The following is a 12519-nucleotide window of genomic DNA, read 5'->3' as shown; positions in this document are numbered from 1 at the left end:
GATCAAGGCAGCATGTGTCCTGATCTTTTTTCTATTTAAACCAGCCTTTTTCTTTTGATCGTGTAATGGCTTCGATGCGGTTTTTCACTTCCAGCTTATCTAAAATAATGGAAATGTAGTTCCGGACAGTGCCGCTTTTAATGCTCAGTTCTTTTGCAATTTCTTTTGTGTTTTTACCATCTGCGACGAGTTCAAGAACCGATTTCTCTCGCTCCGTTAAAGGGTTTTCGTCACTATATAAGTCTTCCATCAATTCAGGTGCGTACACCTTTTTCCCTTTCATCACACTGCGAATGGCACTTGCCAGCTCCTCGCTTGGGCTGTCTTTCAGCATGTAGCCGCTGATGCCAGCTTTTAGCGCCCTTTGGAAATAACCGGAGCGGGCAAAGGTCGTTAAAATGATGATTTTCACATCTGATCCTTTAAGCTCTTCCGCTGCATCAAGCCCGGTTTTTCCCGGCATTTCAATATCCATTAAGCAAATATCAACAGGGTGTGTTTTGGCAAAATCGATGGCATCTTGGCCGTTCGTACCTTTCCCAACAACCGTCATATCGTCTTCTAAATCGAGAAGTGAACCGAGTGCACCAAGCAGCATTTGCTGATCTTCTGCGATAAAGATGTTGATCATTTCATCCCCTCCTTTTCTTTTGCTGCTGAATCATTTGGAATGCTCATAATGAGCTTTGTCCCGTCTTTTGTTTCAATACGCAGGCGGCCATTTGCAAATTCCAATCTTTCTCTTATTCCTAAAAGGCCGTGACCCTTCGTTTGAGAGGGCGGATAGTCGCCTTTAAATGTTCCGTCATCCTCAACGGTGATGATGGCTTCCTTTGATTTTTGGTGAATGGTGATTTTACAAACAGTCGCGTCACTATGTTTGACGACATTTGTCACCGCCTCTTTGATGCACATGCTCACAATGTTTTCGTTCAGAAGTGAGATGTGTTTCGGTGCTTCCTTTTCATCATAGATCAACTCAATGCCAGCTGCATCGAGAATTTGCTCGATGTTCGACATTTCCTCTTTGATTCGGATCCCCTTCATGGAGGAAACAATCTTCCGTACTTCATTGAGAGACGTTCTGGCGGTCTGCTGGACGCTTTTGAGTTCGGCACGGGCCTGTTCAGGGTCTTTATACACGAGTTTACGGGCAAGATCACTTTTTAACCCGATCAAAGAAAGCTTTTGTCCAAGGGTGTCATGCAGGTCGCGTGCAATGCGCTGCCTTTCTTCAAGCTTCACAAGATCAGCAATCCGTTCATTGGCATATTCTAATTTCTCCTCAAGCCGTTCACGTTCCTTCCTGCTCCGAATGCTGAGAGGAAGAAGAATGGCACTAATCAGGGTGATCACGACAAAAGGAATTTGTGTGAGAAACCAGCCCTTTTTTAAGATCAAACTAAAGTTCACCGCTATAGCAGCGCTCCCTAGATGAATATAGTATAAGATATAAAAAGGTACTTTTCTTTTAATATGCCCATTGAAATAGGCGATGCAAAAAGCGAAATAAATATAGCTGTAGAGCATCACATAACCAGTTGAAATACCGATCAATAAAAGACCAAAGACATATAAAGACCAGCCTTTTGCGACAAAGGCAAAACGATACACAGCGAAAAAGACGACGTTCAAAATAATGCCGATCACAATACCTAAAGTCGAAGGTGTTTTAAAGATAAAATAGAAGGGCAGGATGAAAAAAATGGCCCATATATAGGGAGAAATCCCATGCAACTTTTGAATTTTAAACTGTTTTTTCATCCGTGTGCCACCTTTTCCGTTTTCGTTCTTTTTCCTTACTTTATCAAATTCAACTCATGGTTGCATCCTGTAAATGACAACAAGCTCCTTCTAGTGTAAGAAAGAGCTTGCACCAATTATGCATTTTTCTTTAGAATGTCTCCTTTAATGACAGGTGCGGGCATCTTCTTAGATTGCCGTGCTTCTTTAAAGGTAACGAATGCTTTCGTTTCTTCATCCCAAAGTCTAAATTTCATTGATTCAATACTTGTTTTTAAAGTGATGGTTGGAACATTTTGAAGCGGCTCACTATGATCATGTGCATGCTCCAAGTGATAATTCGGTACCCTCGGACTTAAATGATGGACATGGTGATAACCGATATTGCCTGTTAACCACTGAAGAAGCTTTGGCAATTTGTAAAAAGAACTACCTTCTACCGCTGCCTGCACATAATTCCAATGTTCATCTGCTTCAAAGTAAGAATCCTCAAACGTATGCTGAACATAAAACAGCCATACACCGATTGATCCTGAGATCAGGAAGATTGGACCTTGGACAAGCAGGAACTCCTGCCAGCCAAAAAGAAGACACGTTGCAGCTGCTAGCGCAATGATGCTCACGTTTGTGAAATACGTGTTCCAGCGCTCTTTTTTACGAGCATTTTTGACGTTGAAACGGTTTTTTAAGAGAAAGACAAAGATCGGACCTAAAATAAACATCACAAAAGGGTTACGGTAAAATCTGTAGCGAAATTTTGTCCATGCTGATGCTTCTTGATATTCTTTGACTGTCAGGAGCCAAATGTCGCCAGTACCTCGTTTGTCTAAATTACTACTTGTGGCATGGTGAATTGAATGATCTCTTTGCCATTGAAGATAAGGGAAAAGGGTGAGTACGCCCGTTAAAAAACCGAACAGGTGATTCAGCGGCTTCTGTTTGAAAAAGGATTGATGGCAGCAGTCGTGAAAAATAATAAAGACACGTACTAAAAAACCAGCTGCAATAACCGCAAAAAAGAGGGTTAAAAGGTAGGAGATGTTCAGGCTATAATAGGCAAGAAACCAAAGCCCCAAAAATGGAATGAATGTATTAAAGAGTTGAATGATACTTTTTTTTGAATCAGCACCAGAGAATTGGCCAACTTGTTTTCTTAAAGAGGCTTGCTGCTGTGTGTTTGTTGAAGTCGTCATGAACGTTCAAGTCCTTTCCGTTTCTTTCTACTTCAAAGTATAGAAGGAAAGGTGTCATACTCATAGTAGCACCCATCATGTATTCAATATGACATTTGTCATGTTTGACCTCAAAAAGGCTGATGGGATCACGGTTTTGAGTTTATTTCTCATCAATAAAAAAAGTAAAGGCGCTGGGCCTTTACTTTTTATGAACGAGCTTCATGTACTTTTAACTGCTTGCCTTTAATGGTTGTGTGGCGCATAGCATTCAGCACAAGAGGGCCTTTGCCGTTTAAAATATCGACATATGTTTTCGTGTCTTGAATCGTAATAATCCCAATGTCATCGAATGCAACGCCTTCTATTTTGGCAATGGTCCCAACGAAATCAACAGCCCGCAGTTTCTTTTTCTTTCCGCCGTTAAAATAAAGCTTCATAATATCCTTCTCAACGCCTGCCTGTTTATTTTCCTTTTGAATAGGCGTTTCAATCTTTTCTTCAAAGCTTTCTACATGCTTTTCTGCTTCTTCCTTTGTCGGATAAGGCTGAGTTTGAAAATCTATGCCGGCATCCTGCTTTAATTCATCAATAAGCGGTTTTGCATTCTTTGTCATAAAGGCAATCGTTTTCCCGCTTTTTCCCGCTCTGCCTGTTCTGCCAGTCCGGTGAATATAGCGCTCTTTTTCATAAGGAAGATCATAATGAATGACATGCGTCATATCACTCACATCAATTCCCCTGGCTGCTATATCTGTTGCGATCAGATAACGGAATTCACCTTTTTTAAATTCATCCATCACATCAAAGCGGTCTTCCTGTCTCATGCCGCCATGAATTTTGTCACAGGGCACATCCCATTCGTCCAGCTTCAGCGTGAGTTCATTCACCCGGTCTTGTGTATTACAGAAAATAATGCAGCTATCTGGATTTTCAATGACGATCGTACGCTGAAGAAGGGAGAATTTCGATTCTTCTTCTGTTTCAATCACGGTGTGAGTGATTTGCTGTACAGACGTTTCTTCACGTGCGATCTCAATGACTTTGGGTGATTGTAAAAACTGTTCGCTCAATTTCTTCATGTCATCAGACATTGTCGCTGAAAACAGCATCGACATGCGCTTTGGCGGCAGATACTGAATAATAGAAGAGACTTGATCGATAAATCCCATGTTCAGCATTTCATCCGCTTCATCTAACACGAAAAATTTGAGATTTTCTAAAGAAAGGGTGCCTTTCTCAAGGTGATCCAAAATGCGGCCTGGTGTCCCGCACACAATATGGTTTTTCTGTGAAAGCTCTACTTTCTGCGCTTGAAAAGGGGCTTTTCCATAAATGGCTGCGGCTTTGATTCGTTTGAATCGCCCGAGGCTTGTGAGGTCTTGTTTGACCTGCATGGCGAGCTCTCGTGTTGGAACGAGGATGAGGGCTTGAGGTTTATTTTCAGCCCAATCAACCATTTCACAAATCGGCAGACCATAGGCTGCAGTCTTGCCGCTCCCAGTCTGAGATTTGACGATTAAATCCTGCTTTGAAAAAGCAATTGATAATGTCTCGTGCTGAACAGGTGTAGGTGTATGGAAGTGAAGCGCTTCTAACGCTTGTTTCAATTCATCACTTAATGGATATTGATCAAAATGTTGTAATGTCATCGTGTTCTCCTTTTCGTACATTCATACTTGTGACATCATACCATAACCATGACCGTGAATGAAAAGACATAGAAAAAAGCCCCGTAAAGGAGCTTTCAGCGTGCGGACAAATTCTCAAAGGAATCTGCGTTTTACTTTTTCCCAGTAAGAGTTGTCTTTTAATTTCACCGTTTTAATGACTTTTCCTGAAAGGCCAATGTCAATTTGTTTGACGTGTTTTGTGCCGAGTGCTTCGTTATCAAGCCCGATAATTGGATGATCGTTTCCATCCTGCACTACCTTCAGCGTCAGCTTGCGGTCACTGCTCAAGATGAAAGGAGCGCCTAATGTACGGTAAGAGTTGTTATTCAGCGATGCAAGTTCTGTGACCTGCATACAAGGAAGCATCGGATCAACCACGGCGCCGCTCACGGATTTATTGTAGGCCGTTGAGCCAGTCGGAGTGGAAATAATCATGCCGTCGCCTCTAAAAGTTTCAAAGTGGAAATCATCTATATACACATCGATCACAAATGTTTTAATAATGCTGGAGCGGATTGACAGTTCATTTAAGCAATGGAACTGGTTTGTGCTGTCAACGCTTACATCGATGATCGGATATTTTCTCACTTCAAGCTGTTCAGTATTCATGGCATCAATCATTTTATCAAAATGTTCTAACGAGAAATCGCAGTATAGGTGCGTATTCTCTGATTTTGATACCCCTACATACAAGCAGTCATCCCGGAATTTTGTTTTACGTACTGCTTGAAGAAATGTGCCATCCCCGCCAATTGAAGCAATAATGTGGGCATCCTCTGCACGCTTGACGACGTGAAAGCCTTGATCAGTAGCGAGCTTCTCGAGAGAAGAAATGTGTCCATCCAATTCATGATCTTTTTTGTAAAAGAAAAATACATTGCGACGATTGTCTGTCATTGACGTTCTCCCCTTTGCTGTCAAAAATAATTTTCAATGATAAAGGGCTTACATGAAAACCCTTGCTCACATTTTACACTTTTTTCATATGAAAGTAAAAATTTTAGAAAGAACCATCTGAAGATCGGATTGCTTTATGAGAAATGAGTCGATGTGAGTGATTTGAAATGGCTGAATCCTGAGCATAATTGAATAGCCGTTTTCTCATGAAAGAATGGTTTAGGTGTTTCGTTGCGGTGAAGATCTAGCCTATTAGGTGCAGGGAGAGGATAAAAAAGCCAATTTTTCGTCATGCGCATGTCTAAGTAGACGATGTAAAGTTGATCGTTATTTAAGAGAGGTGCTATCATATGCCTACATGAAATGTAAAAAAACCACAATTCCTGTGAAACATTTCGTGTGGGCATTCGTATGAATGAAGTGAGATAAAAAGGAGGAGAAAAAGATGAATGCGAAAAGATGGGTAGCACTAATTATTGCACTTGGTGTTTTCGGATTTTCAATTGTGATTAGTGTCACGATGGCCTTGTTCGATAGCTTCAATGACAATAAAATGAGCTATCAATTCGGGGATGAAATAGAAGAGAAGGTACTAGAGAATGGCAGCGGTGCAGGCAAGATTGCTGTTCTTGAGATTAATGGAACCATTCAAGATAATGGCGGCGCATCGAGCCTATTAGGCGGAGAAGGTTATGATCATCGTGCATTCCTCAAGGAACTAGATAAAGCGAAAGAGGATGCTTCGGTAAAAGGTGTACTTCTGCGCGTAAACTCTCCTGGCGGCGGTGTCTATGAAAGTGCTGAAATACATAAAAAATTAGAAGAAGTGAAAAAAGCGAAGAAGCCGATTTACGTATCTATGGGATCCATGGCAGCTTCAGGCGGCTACTACGTGTCAACTCCAGCGAAGAAAATCTTTGCTTCACCTGAAACATTAACAGGATCGTTAGGTGTCATCATGCAAAGCTTGAATTATTCAAAGCTCGCAGATAATCTGGGTATTAAATATGAAACGATTAAGAGCGGGAAATTCAAAGATATCATGTCTCCAAACCGTGATATGACAAAAGATGAGCGCAACATCATGCAAAGCATGGTCGACAACTCTTATGAAGGATTTGTCAAAGTGATCTCTGAAGGACGCGGCATGTCAAAACAGGAAGTCAAGAAAATCGCTGACGGCCGGGTATATGACGGGACACAGGCAAAATCGAACGGATTAGTCGATGAGCTTGGGTATTATGAAGATGCATTAAAAGCGATGAAGAAAAATGAAAAAGGCTTAAAAGGAGCAACAGTGGTCAGCTATTCTCAAAGCTTTGGCTGGAACTCTCTTTTCAACATGAGTGCAAGCAAGCTCTTTAAAAGCGAAATTGATTTTCTGAATTTAAAAGAAACACTGGCTGGCTCAAATGGGTCTAAACCGATGTATCTCTATTCAAAATAAAGGAGGGATCATAGATGGATTCTACATTCGATGAAGTAAGCGAAAGCCGCAGCCAAGAGGAAGAATCGAAGCCGGCCTTTGTGAAGCGCGCTTCAATTGAAGCACAGGCGTTTGCAGGTTTTTGGATTAGATTTTGGGCATTTATTCTTGATTGGCTCGTCGTCTGGGGTGTAAACCATTTGACGGTTTCTCCAATCTTTAGTCTGTTTGGCTGGTCCAAAGGAGGGGGATGGTTTTCTCCATTTTCCGTCACAACGACGATTGTATTCCTCCTTTATTTCGCCATCATGACGAAAATCTTTCAACAAACACTTGGCAAGATGGTGTTTGGGATTAAAGTGGTCTCACTTCAGCCTGAGAAGAAGCTGACATGGGATGTTATTTTCTTTAGAGAGATTGTGGGACGCTACATTAATACGATCTTTATTCTCTATGCTATCGTTGGGTTCTCACCGAAAAAGCAAGGGGTTCATGATTACTTTGCCGATACGGTGGTCGTCCATGAACATTTATATGAAAAAACAGAATCAAACGTATAATCAGAGGGAGTTTGGCCGTAACGGTCAAACTCTTTTTTGTTGATTGGGTATAAAATCCAGAATGAGAGCCATAATCGTAGGGGAAGCATCATTTGTTATGGAGGAAGTGAGCACAGTGCTTTACGTTTGGATCGCAGCGTTTTTGTTTCTTGTGATCTTGTTGATTTTCATGAAAGTAACCATTTCGCTGGACTATTCGCATACAAACGACAATGACCACATTGCACTGAAGGTCATCACCTTATATGGATTGGTCAGACTCAAAAAAGAGATTCCGATGGTGAGGATCAATCCAGAAGACCAAACGATTGATATTCGTGAGAAGAAAATGAAGAGCGCCAAAACGCCTGATCACGAAAAAGAATCGATGCATAAAAAAGTAGGAAAACGTGATATGAAGCAGATCCTTCATCAAATGGAGCGCATCACAAAAGAGATTGTCGATTTAAACCGGATCATGCGCAAGTTCTTCATCCACGTAAAGATTGTCTCGTTTCACTGGTCGACATGGATCGGCTTTCAAGACGCCGCTTTAACAGGTGTAGCAGCCGGCGGTGTGTGGTCAGTTAAAGGAGCACTGCTTGCCTTTATGCAGGAGCATCTCACCTTTAAGCATAAACCGATATATGAAGTCATTCCGGCCTTTCAGCACAATGTGTCACAGACTCAGTTTGCATGTATAGCTTATTTCCGTATTGGACATGCTATGCTTGCAGCCATTCGTTTACTTGTCCATTGGTTAAAAGGAAGAAAGGCGAGAAAAAGTGCCTCTCTTCAAGCAACGAAGAATGAATCATCTGTTTAAGGAGGAACCCGAAAATGGCAGATCATCCAATCCAAGGTCTCATGAAGACAGCGATGGAAAACTTAAAAGAAATGATAGATGTGAATACAATCATCGGCGATCCAGTCGAAACCCCTGACGGCAGTGTCATTCTCACTGTGTCAAAGGTTGGTTTTGGATTTGCAGCCGGCGGCAGTGAATTTAACGGGAACCAAAAGAAAGAAAAGCGTTCTGATGAACAGGAACGAAAAGAGCCGAGACTCCCATTTGGCGGCGGAAGCGGCGGCGGGGTGTCGATTACACCAATCGCCTTCTTAATTGTAGGAACAAACGGAGTTCGAATGCTTCATTTGGATGAACACACCCATCTGCTCGATAAAATATTGGATTCTGCTCCTCAAGCAATTGAACGTCTTCAGCACATGTTTAAGAAGGATGAGCGGGAGCACCGTCACAAAGAACGAAAACTAGATGACATAGACCTTTAAAAAGTTAGCTGCGCTGCAGTTAACTTTTTTTGCAAAATGGACGATTAGGCTTTGCAGTTTTTTGCTTTCTCTACTATGATAGAACCATACATTTGAAAAGGGAGGAATTGTTTTGGCATCGATCACATTTAAAGGAAGTCCTGTCACGCTTGTAGGAAATGAAGTAAAAGTAGGCGAGCAGGCTCCTGATTTTACGGTATTAACGAACTCACTTGGAGAAGTTTCACTTTCTGATTTAGCAGGAAAAGTGACGATCATCTCAGTGATTCCTTCTATTGATACAGGTGTGTGTGACGCACAAACAAGACGTTTCAATGAAGAGGCAGCGGGTTTAGGTCCTGTCAATATTTATACGATTAGTGCAGACCTTCCATTTGCACAAGCACGCTGGTGCGGAGCAAACGGAATTGAAAATGTCGAAACATTATCTGATCACAGAGATATGTCATTTGGTGAAGCATTCGGAGTGTATATGAAAGAATTGCGTTTATTGGCGCGCGCAGTCTTCGTATTAGACCCTAACGGAAAAGTGGTTTACACTGAATACGTAAGTGAAGCAACGAATCACCCAAATTATGAAAAAGCCATTGAAGCTGCAAAATCACTGTTATAAAAGCAGCATCGACAAGAGCTCCGGCTTCATCCTGGGGCTCTTTTCAATGAGAACATATAGCTTTTAACAAAGCGAGGAGAGAAAAGCATTGCAGAAAGATCAAGTAAGTACGATTTTTGAACTGCTCGATACAGCTTCTATTCGATTAAAAAAGGAACAGAGCATTTCTTATATTGAAGCATTGGCAGAAGCAGGAGAAGCCTTTTTCCAAGCAAATGATCGAAACGGTTTATTAAAGGATTTAATAGAGAAAGCAGATTTTGCTTCTTATGATCATGAGCAGATTCGTAAAGCGTTTCAGCTCGCCGTATTGAAAGGTCAAAAGGATATTTCTCATCCAAATCGCCAGATGACACCAGATACGATTGGACTGTTTGTCAGCTATTTGGTGAACAAATTTTTAGATGGTCAAAAAGAGCTTGTAGTCTTTGATCCAGCAGCGGGAACAGGAAACTTACTTCTTGCTGTTTTAAATAATCTCACTGCAGAAACAAAACGCGGCTTTGCATCTGAAATTGATGATGTGCTCATTAAAATTGCTTGGGCGCAGGCGAATTTAGAGGAGAAAGAAGTTGAGCTTTTCCACCAGGACAGTCTTGAGCCGCTTCTGATCTCACCGGCAGATGTCACTGTATGCAGTCTCCCAGTCGGCTATTATCCAAATGATGAGCGTGCAGCAGACTTTGAATTAAAGGCGAAAGAAGGACATGCTTTTGCCCATTATTTATTCATTGAACAAAGCCTTCGCTACACAAAAGAAGGCGGCTTCCTATTCTTCATCATTCCAAATGATTTGTTTGAAGGAAAAGAGAGCGTACAATTAAAGGATTTCATCAAAGATCATGCGTATATGAATGCGTTAATTCAGCTGCCAGTGTCCATGTTTAAGGATAAAAAACACGCCAAAAGCTTATTTGTGATGCAAAAGAAAAAAGAAGGGCTGGAAGCACCAAAACGAATGCTGTTTGCCAATCTTCCATCTTTCTCACAGAAGGAAGCAATGGTCGGTGTGATGAGAAAACTAGACCAGTGGTTTATAGAAGAAAAAGAAACGAAACAATAGCCAGAGTGATTTCTGGCTATTTTACTATTCAGAAAATAACGACTTATTGATGTAAGCGATAACAGTTTGAAGGTGCACTTGAAATGCAAAGTTTTCAATGTTTAAATGAAAAAGTCAGATATTTTTCGGACTTATCGTTAAACTATAAAAGACCCGTCAAACAGGTTGAATATAGCACCGGAAAAAACGTGAAACCTTATATAACAACTGAGTAAAAGGAGCGACAGTAATGTCCAAAATTATTGCAATCAACGCAGGAAGCTCATCTCTTAAATTCCAATTGTTCGACATGCCAGAAGAAACCGTTTTAACAAAAGGGCTTGTTGAAAGAATCGGAATGGACAACAGTATCTTCACGATCTCTGTAGATGGAGAAAAGAAAACAGAAGTGACAGATATTCCAGATCACGCAGTAGCGGTCAAAATGCTGCTTGAAAAACTAACTGAATTTCACATCATCAAAGACTTTAATGAAATTGATGGCGTAGGACACCGCGTTGTTCACGGTGGAGAGAAATTCAGCGATTCTGTTCTTTTAACTGATGAAGTGATCAATGACATTGATCAGCTTTCAGAGCTTGCACCACTTCACAACCCTGCAAACGTTGTAGGAATCAAAGCATTCAAACAAATTCTGCCTGACGTACCAGCGGTTGCTGTGTTCGATACAGCATTCCACCAAACTATGCCAGAGCAGTCTTACCTATACAGCCTTCCGTACGACTACTACAAAAACTTTGGTATTCGTAAATACGGATTCCACGGGACAAGCCACAAGTTCGTTACAGAGCGTGCAGCAGAGCTATTAGGCCGTCCACTAGAAGAGCTTCGTCTGATTTCTTGCCACCTTGGAAATGGTGCGAGTATCGCAGCAGTTGAAGGCGGAAAATCAATCGATACATCTATGGGCTTTACACCACTTGCTGGTGTTGCAATGGGTACACGTTCTGGTAACATTGACCCTGCCCTTATTCCATTTATTATGGAAAAAACAGGACATACTGCTGAAGAAGTGCTTTCTACTTTGAATAAGAAGAGTGGTCTTTTAGGTGTGTCTGGTCTGTCAAGTGACCTTCGTGATATCGAAGAAGCAACAGAAGAAGGAAACGACCGTGCAGAAGTTGCTCTTGATATTTTTGCGAGCCGTATTCATAAATACATCGGCTCTTATGCAGCTAGAATGAATGGCGTAGATGCGATCATCTTCACAGCTGGAATCGGTGAAAACAGTTCAGAAGTAAGAGCACGTGTACTTCGTGGTCTAGAATTCATGGGCGTTTACTGGGATCCATCCCTAAACAACATGAGAGGCGAAGAAGCATTCATCAGCTACCCGCACTCACCTGTAAAAGTAATCGTCATCCCAACAAACGAAGAAGTAATGATTGCAAGAGACGTTATGCGTTTAGCGTAATCAAGTTTGAGAAGCTCTTTTCCAATAAGGAAAAGAGCTTTTTTCTGTTAAAAGCAGCATGCTATAATGTTGTCCAATACGAAGCAAAAGGGAGCGGTGCGAAAGATGAGCGTGACAGAACATAAACGTGAGGCGAAAGAAAGGCTTTATGTGAAAGTCATTACGGTCAGTGATACAAGAACGAAAGATACAGATAAAAGCGGTCGTCTGATGATTGATTTGCTCAAAGAACAGGGACATCTTGTTCTTGCATACGATATTGTAAAAGATGATATAGGATCGATTCAAGACGCTGTGCTGGAGGGAACAAGCGAACCGAAAATAGATGCCGTCTTGTTAAATGGCGGCACAGGAATTGCTGCAAGGGATGTGACCATTGAAGCGATCACCCCTCTTTTTTCCAAGGAACTGCCTGGCTTTGGCGAAATCTTCCGCATGCTCAGTTATACAGAAGACATAGGTTCAGCTGCTATTTTATCCAGGGCAACGGCAGGGGTCGTCAATCAAAAGGCTGTCTTTGCCACGCCGGGATCTACCGGAGCCGTTCGTTTAGCCATGACCAAACTCGTGATTCCAGAGCTTCCTCATGTCTTACGAGAGCTTGAAAAGGATCAAAAATAGCCCAAAATGACTCTGCCAAGAAAATTTGGCAGAGTTTTTTTCATAAAGGGGTTGAAAAAACAATT

Annotated in this window: 13 protein-coding genes; 8 read left to right on the top strand and 5 right to left on the bottom strand. The window is 41.6% G+C overall.

Features of this window, described 5'->3' with window-relative positions; all coding sequences use genetic code 11:
• Nucleotides 1-31: 31 nt before the first annotated feature.
• From NSU13_RS13365 to NSU13_RS13345, 5 genes are all read right to left on the bottom strand, one after another.
• Nucleotides 32-631, bottom strand: a complete 600-nt coding sequence (locus NSU13_RS13365) for a response regulator transcription factor (RefSeq protein ID WP_342489556.1) — start codon at nt 629-631, stop codon at nt 32-34.
• The gene (locus tag NSU13_RS13360) at nt 628-1764 is read right to left on the bottom strand and encodes a sensor histidine kinase (protein ID WP_034279595.1); all 1137 of its coding nucleotides are present in this window, start codon (nt 1762-1764) and stop codon (nt 628-630) included. Before NSU13_RS13360 ends, NSU13_RS13365 begins: the two co-directional genes overlap by 4 nt.
• Before the next feature lie 116 nt (nt 1765-1880).
• A complete protein-coding gene (locus NSU13_RS13355) occupies nt 1881-2936 on the bottom strand; it encodes a fatty acid desaturase (protein ID WP_034279598.1) in 1056 nt (351 codons plus the stop codon).
• A gap of 188 nt (nt 2937-3124) precedes the next feature.
• Complete coding sequence (locus NSU13_RS13350; RefSeq protein WP_041115008.1) at nt 3125-4567, bottom strand: DEAD/DEAH box helicase; 1443 nt, start codon at nt 4565-4567, stop codon at nt 3125-3127.
• 114 nt (nt 4568-4681) lie between these two features.
• Entirely contained in the window at nt 4682-5485 is an 804-nt protein-coding gene (locus NSU13_RS13345) for an NAD kinase (RefSeq protein ID WP_034279604.1), read from the bottom strand.
• Between the two features lie 445 nt (nt 5486-5930).
• Here NSU13_RS13345 and sppA point away from each other — a divergent pair, with 445 nt between their 5' ends.
• The 8 genes from sppA to NSU13_RS13305 all read left to right on the top strand — a co-directional run bounded on the left by sppA (nt 5931) and on the right by NSU13_RS13305 (nt 12454).
• Entirely contained in the window at nt 5931-6932 is a 1002-nt protein-coding gene (sppA, locus tag NSU13_RS13340; protein WP_024424813.1) for a signal peptide peptidase SppA, read from the top strand.
• A 14-nt stretch (nt 6933-6946) separates the two neighbouring features.
• Nucleotides 6947-7471 carry an RDD family protein gene (locus NSU13_RS13335; protein WP_081124663.1) on the top strand — a complete coding sequence of 175 codons (525 nt, stop codon included), beginning with the start codon at nt 6947-6949 and terminating at the stop codon, nt 7469-7471.
• A 97-nt stretch (nt 7472-7568) separates the two neighbouring features.
• A complete protein-coding gene (locus NSU13_RS13330; protein WP_041115010.1) occupies nt 7569-8276 on the top strand; it encodes a DUF2953 domain-containing protein in 708 nt (235 codons plus the stop codon).
• Nucleotides 8277-8290: 14 nt separating this feature from the next.
• Nucleotides 8291-8743, top strand: coding sequence for a GerW family sporulation protein (gene ytfJ / locus NSU13_RS13325; protein WP_007501733.1), 453 nt, complete (start codon nt 8291-8293; stop codon nt 8741-8743).
• A 112-nt stretch (nt 8744-8855) separates the two neighbouring features.
• Entirely contained in the window at nt 8856-9356 is a 501-nt protein-coding gene (tpx, locus tag NSU13_RS13320; protein WP_024424810.1) for a thiol peroxidase, read from the top strand.
• An 88-nt stretch (nt 9357-9444) separates the two neighbouring features.
• Complete coding sequence (locus NSU13_RS13315; RefSeq protein WP_342489555.1) at nt 9445-10419, top strand: class I SAM-dependent methyltransferase; 975 nt, start codon at nt 9445-9447, stop codon at nt 10417-10419.
• 229 nt (nt 10420-10648) lie between these two features.
• A complete protein-coding gene (locus NSU13_RS13310; protein ID WP_024424808.1) occupies nt 10649-11833 on the top strand; it encodes an acetate kinase in 1185 nt (394 codons plus the stop codon).
• 105 nt (nt 11834-11938) lie between these two features.
• Entirely contained in the window at nt 11939-12454 is a 516-nt protein-coding gene (locus NSU13_RS13305; protein ID WP_024426150.1) for a MogA/MoaB family molybdenum cofactor biosynthesis protein, read from the top strand.
• The last annotated feature ends 65 nt before the right edge of the window (nt 12455-12519 follow it).

It is taken from the genome of Bacillus sp. FSL M8-0049, from assembly GCF_038593355.1.
GTDB classification, from domain to species: Bacteria; Bacillota; Bacilli; order Bacillales; family Bacillaceae; genus Bacillus; species Bacillus safensis.
The sequence above is the reverse complement of the archived record's forward strand: the minus strand, read 5'-3'. Positions and strand labels throughout refer to the sequence as shown.

What these genes read in the sequence shown, in the direction of transcription:
- NSU13_RS13365 (WP_342489556.1), bottom strand. Translation starts at nt 631, where the DNA reads ATGATCAACATCTTTATCGCAGAAGATCAGCAAATGCTGCTTGGTGCA.
- NSU13_RS13360 (WP_034279595.1), bottom strand. Translation starts at nt 1,764, where the DNA reads ATGAAAAAACAGTTTAAAATTCAAAAGTTGCATGGGATTTCTCCCTAT.
- NSU13_RS13355 (WP_034279598.1), bottom strand. Translation starts at nt 2,936, where the DNA reads ATGACGACTTCAACAAACACACAGCAGCAAGCCTCTTTAAGAAAACAA.
- NSU13_RS13350 (WP_041115008.1), bottom strand. Translation starts at nt 4,567, where the DNA reads ATGACATTACAACATTTTGATCAATATCCATTAAGTGATGAATTGAAA.
- NSU13_RS13345 (WP_034279604.1), bottom strand. Translation starts at nt 5,485, where the DNA reads ATGACAGACAATCGTCGCAATGTATTTTTCTTTTACAAAAAAGATCAT.
- sppA (WP_024424813.1), top strand. Translation starts at nt 5,931, where the DNA reads ATGAATGCGAAAAGATGGGTAGCACTAATTATTGCACTTGGTGTTTTC.
- NSU13_RS13335 (WP_081124663.1), top strand. Translation starts at nt 6,947, where the DNA reads ATGGATTCTACATTCGATGAAGTAAGCGAAAGCCGCAGCCAAGAGGAA.
- NSU13_RS13330 (WP_041115010.1), top strand. Translation starts at nt 7,569, where the DNA reads ATGGAGGAAGTGAGCACAGTGCTTTACGTTTGGATCGCAGCGTTTTTG.
- ytfJ (WP_007501733.1), top strand. Translation starts at nt 8,291, where the DNA reads ATGGCAGATCATCCAATCCAAGGTCTCATGAAGACAGCGATGGAAAAC.
- NSU13_RS13310 (WP_024424808.1), top strand. Translation starts at nt 10,649, where the DNA reads ATGTCCAAAATTATTGCAATCAACGCAGGAAGCTCATCTCTTAAATTC.
- NSU13_RS13305 (WP_024426150.1), top strand. Translation starts at nt 11,939, where the DNA reads ATGAGCGTGACAGAACATAAACGTGAGGCGAAAGAAAGGCTTTATGTG.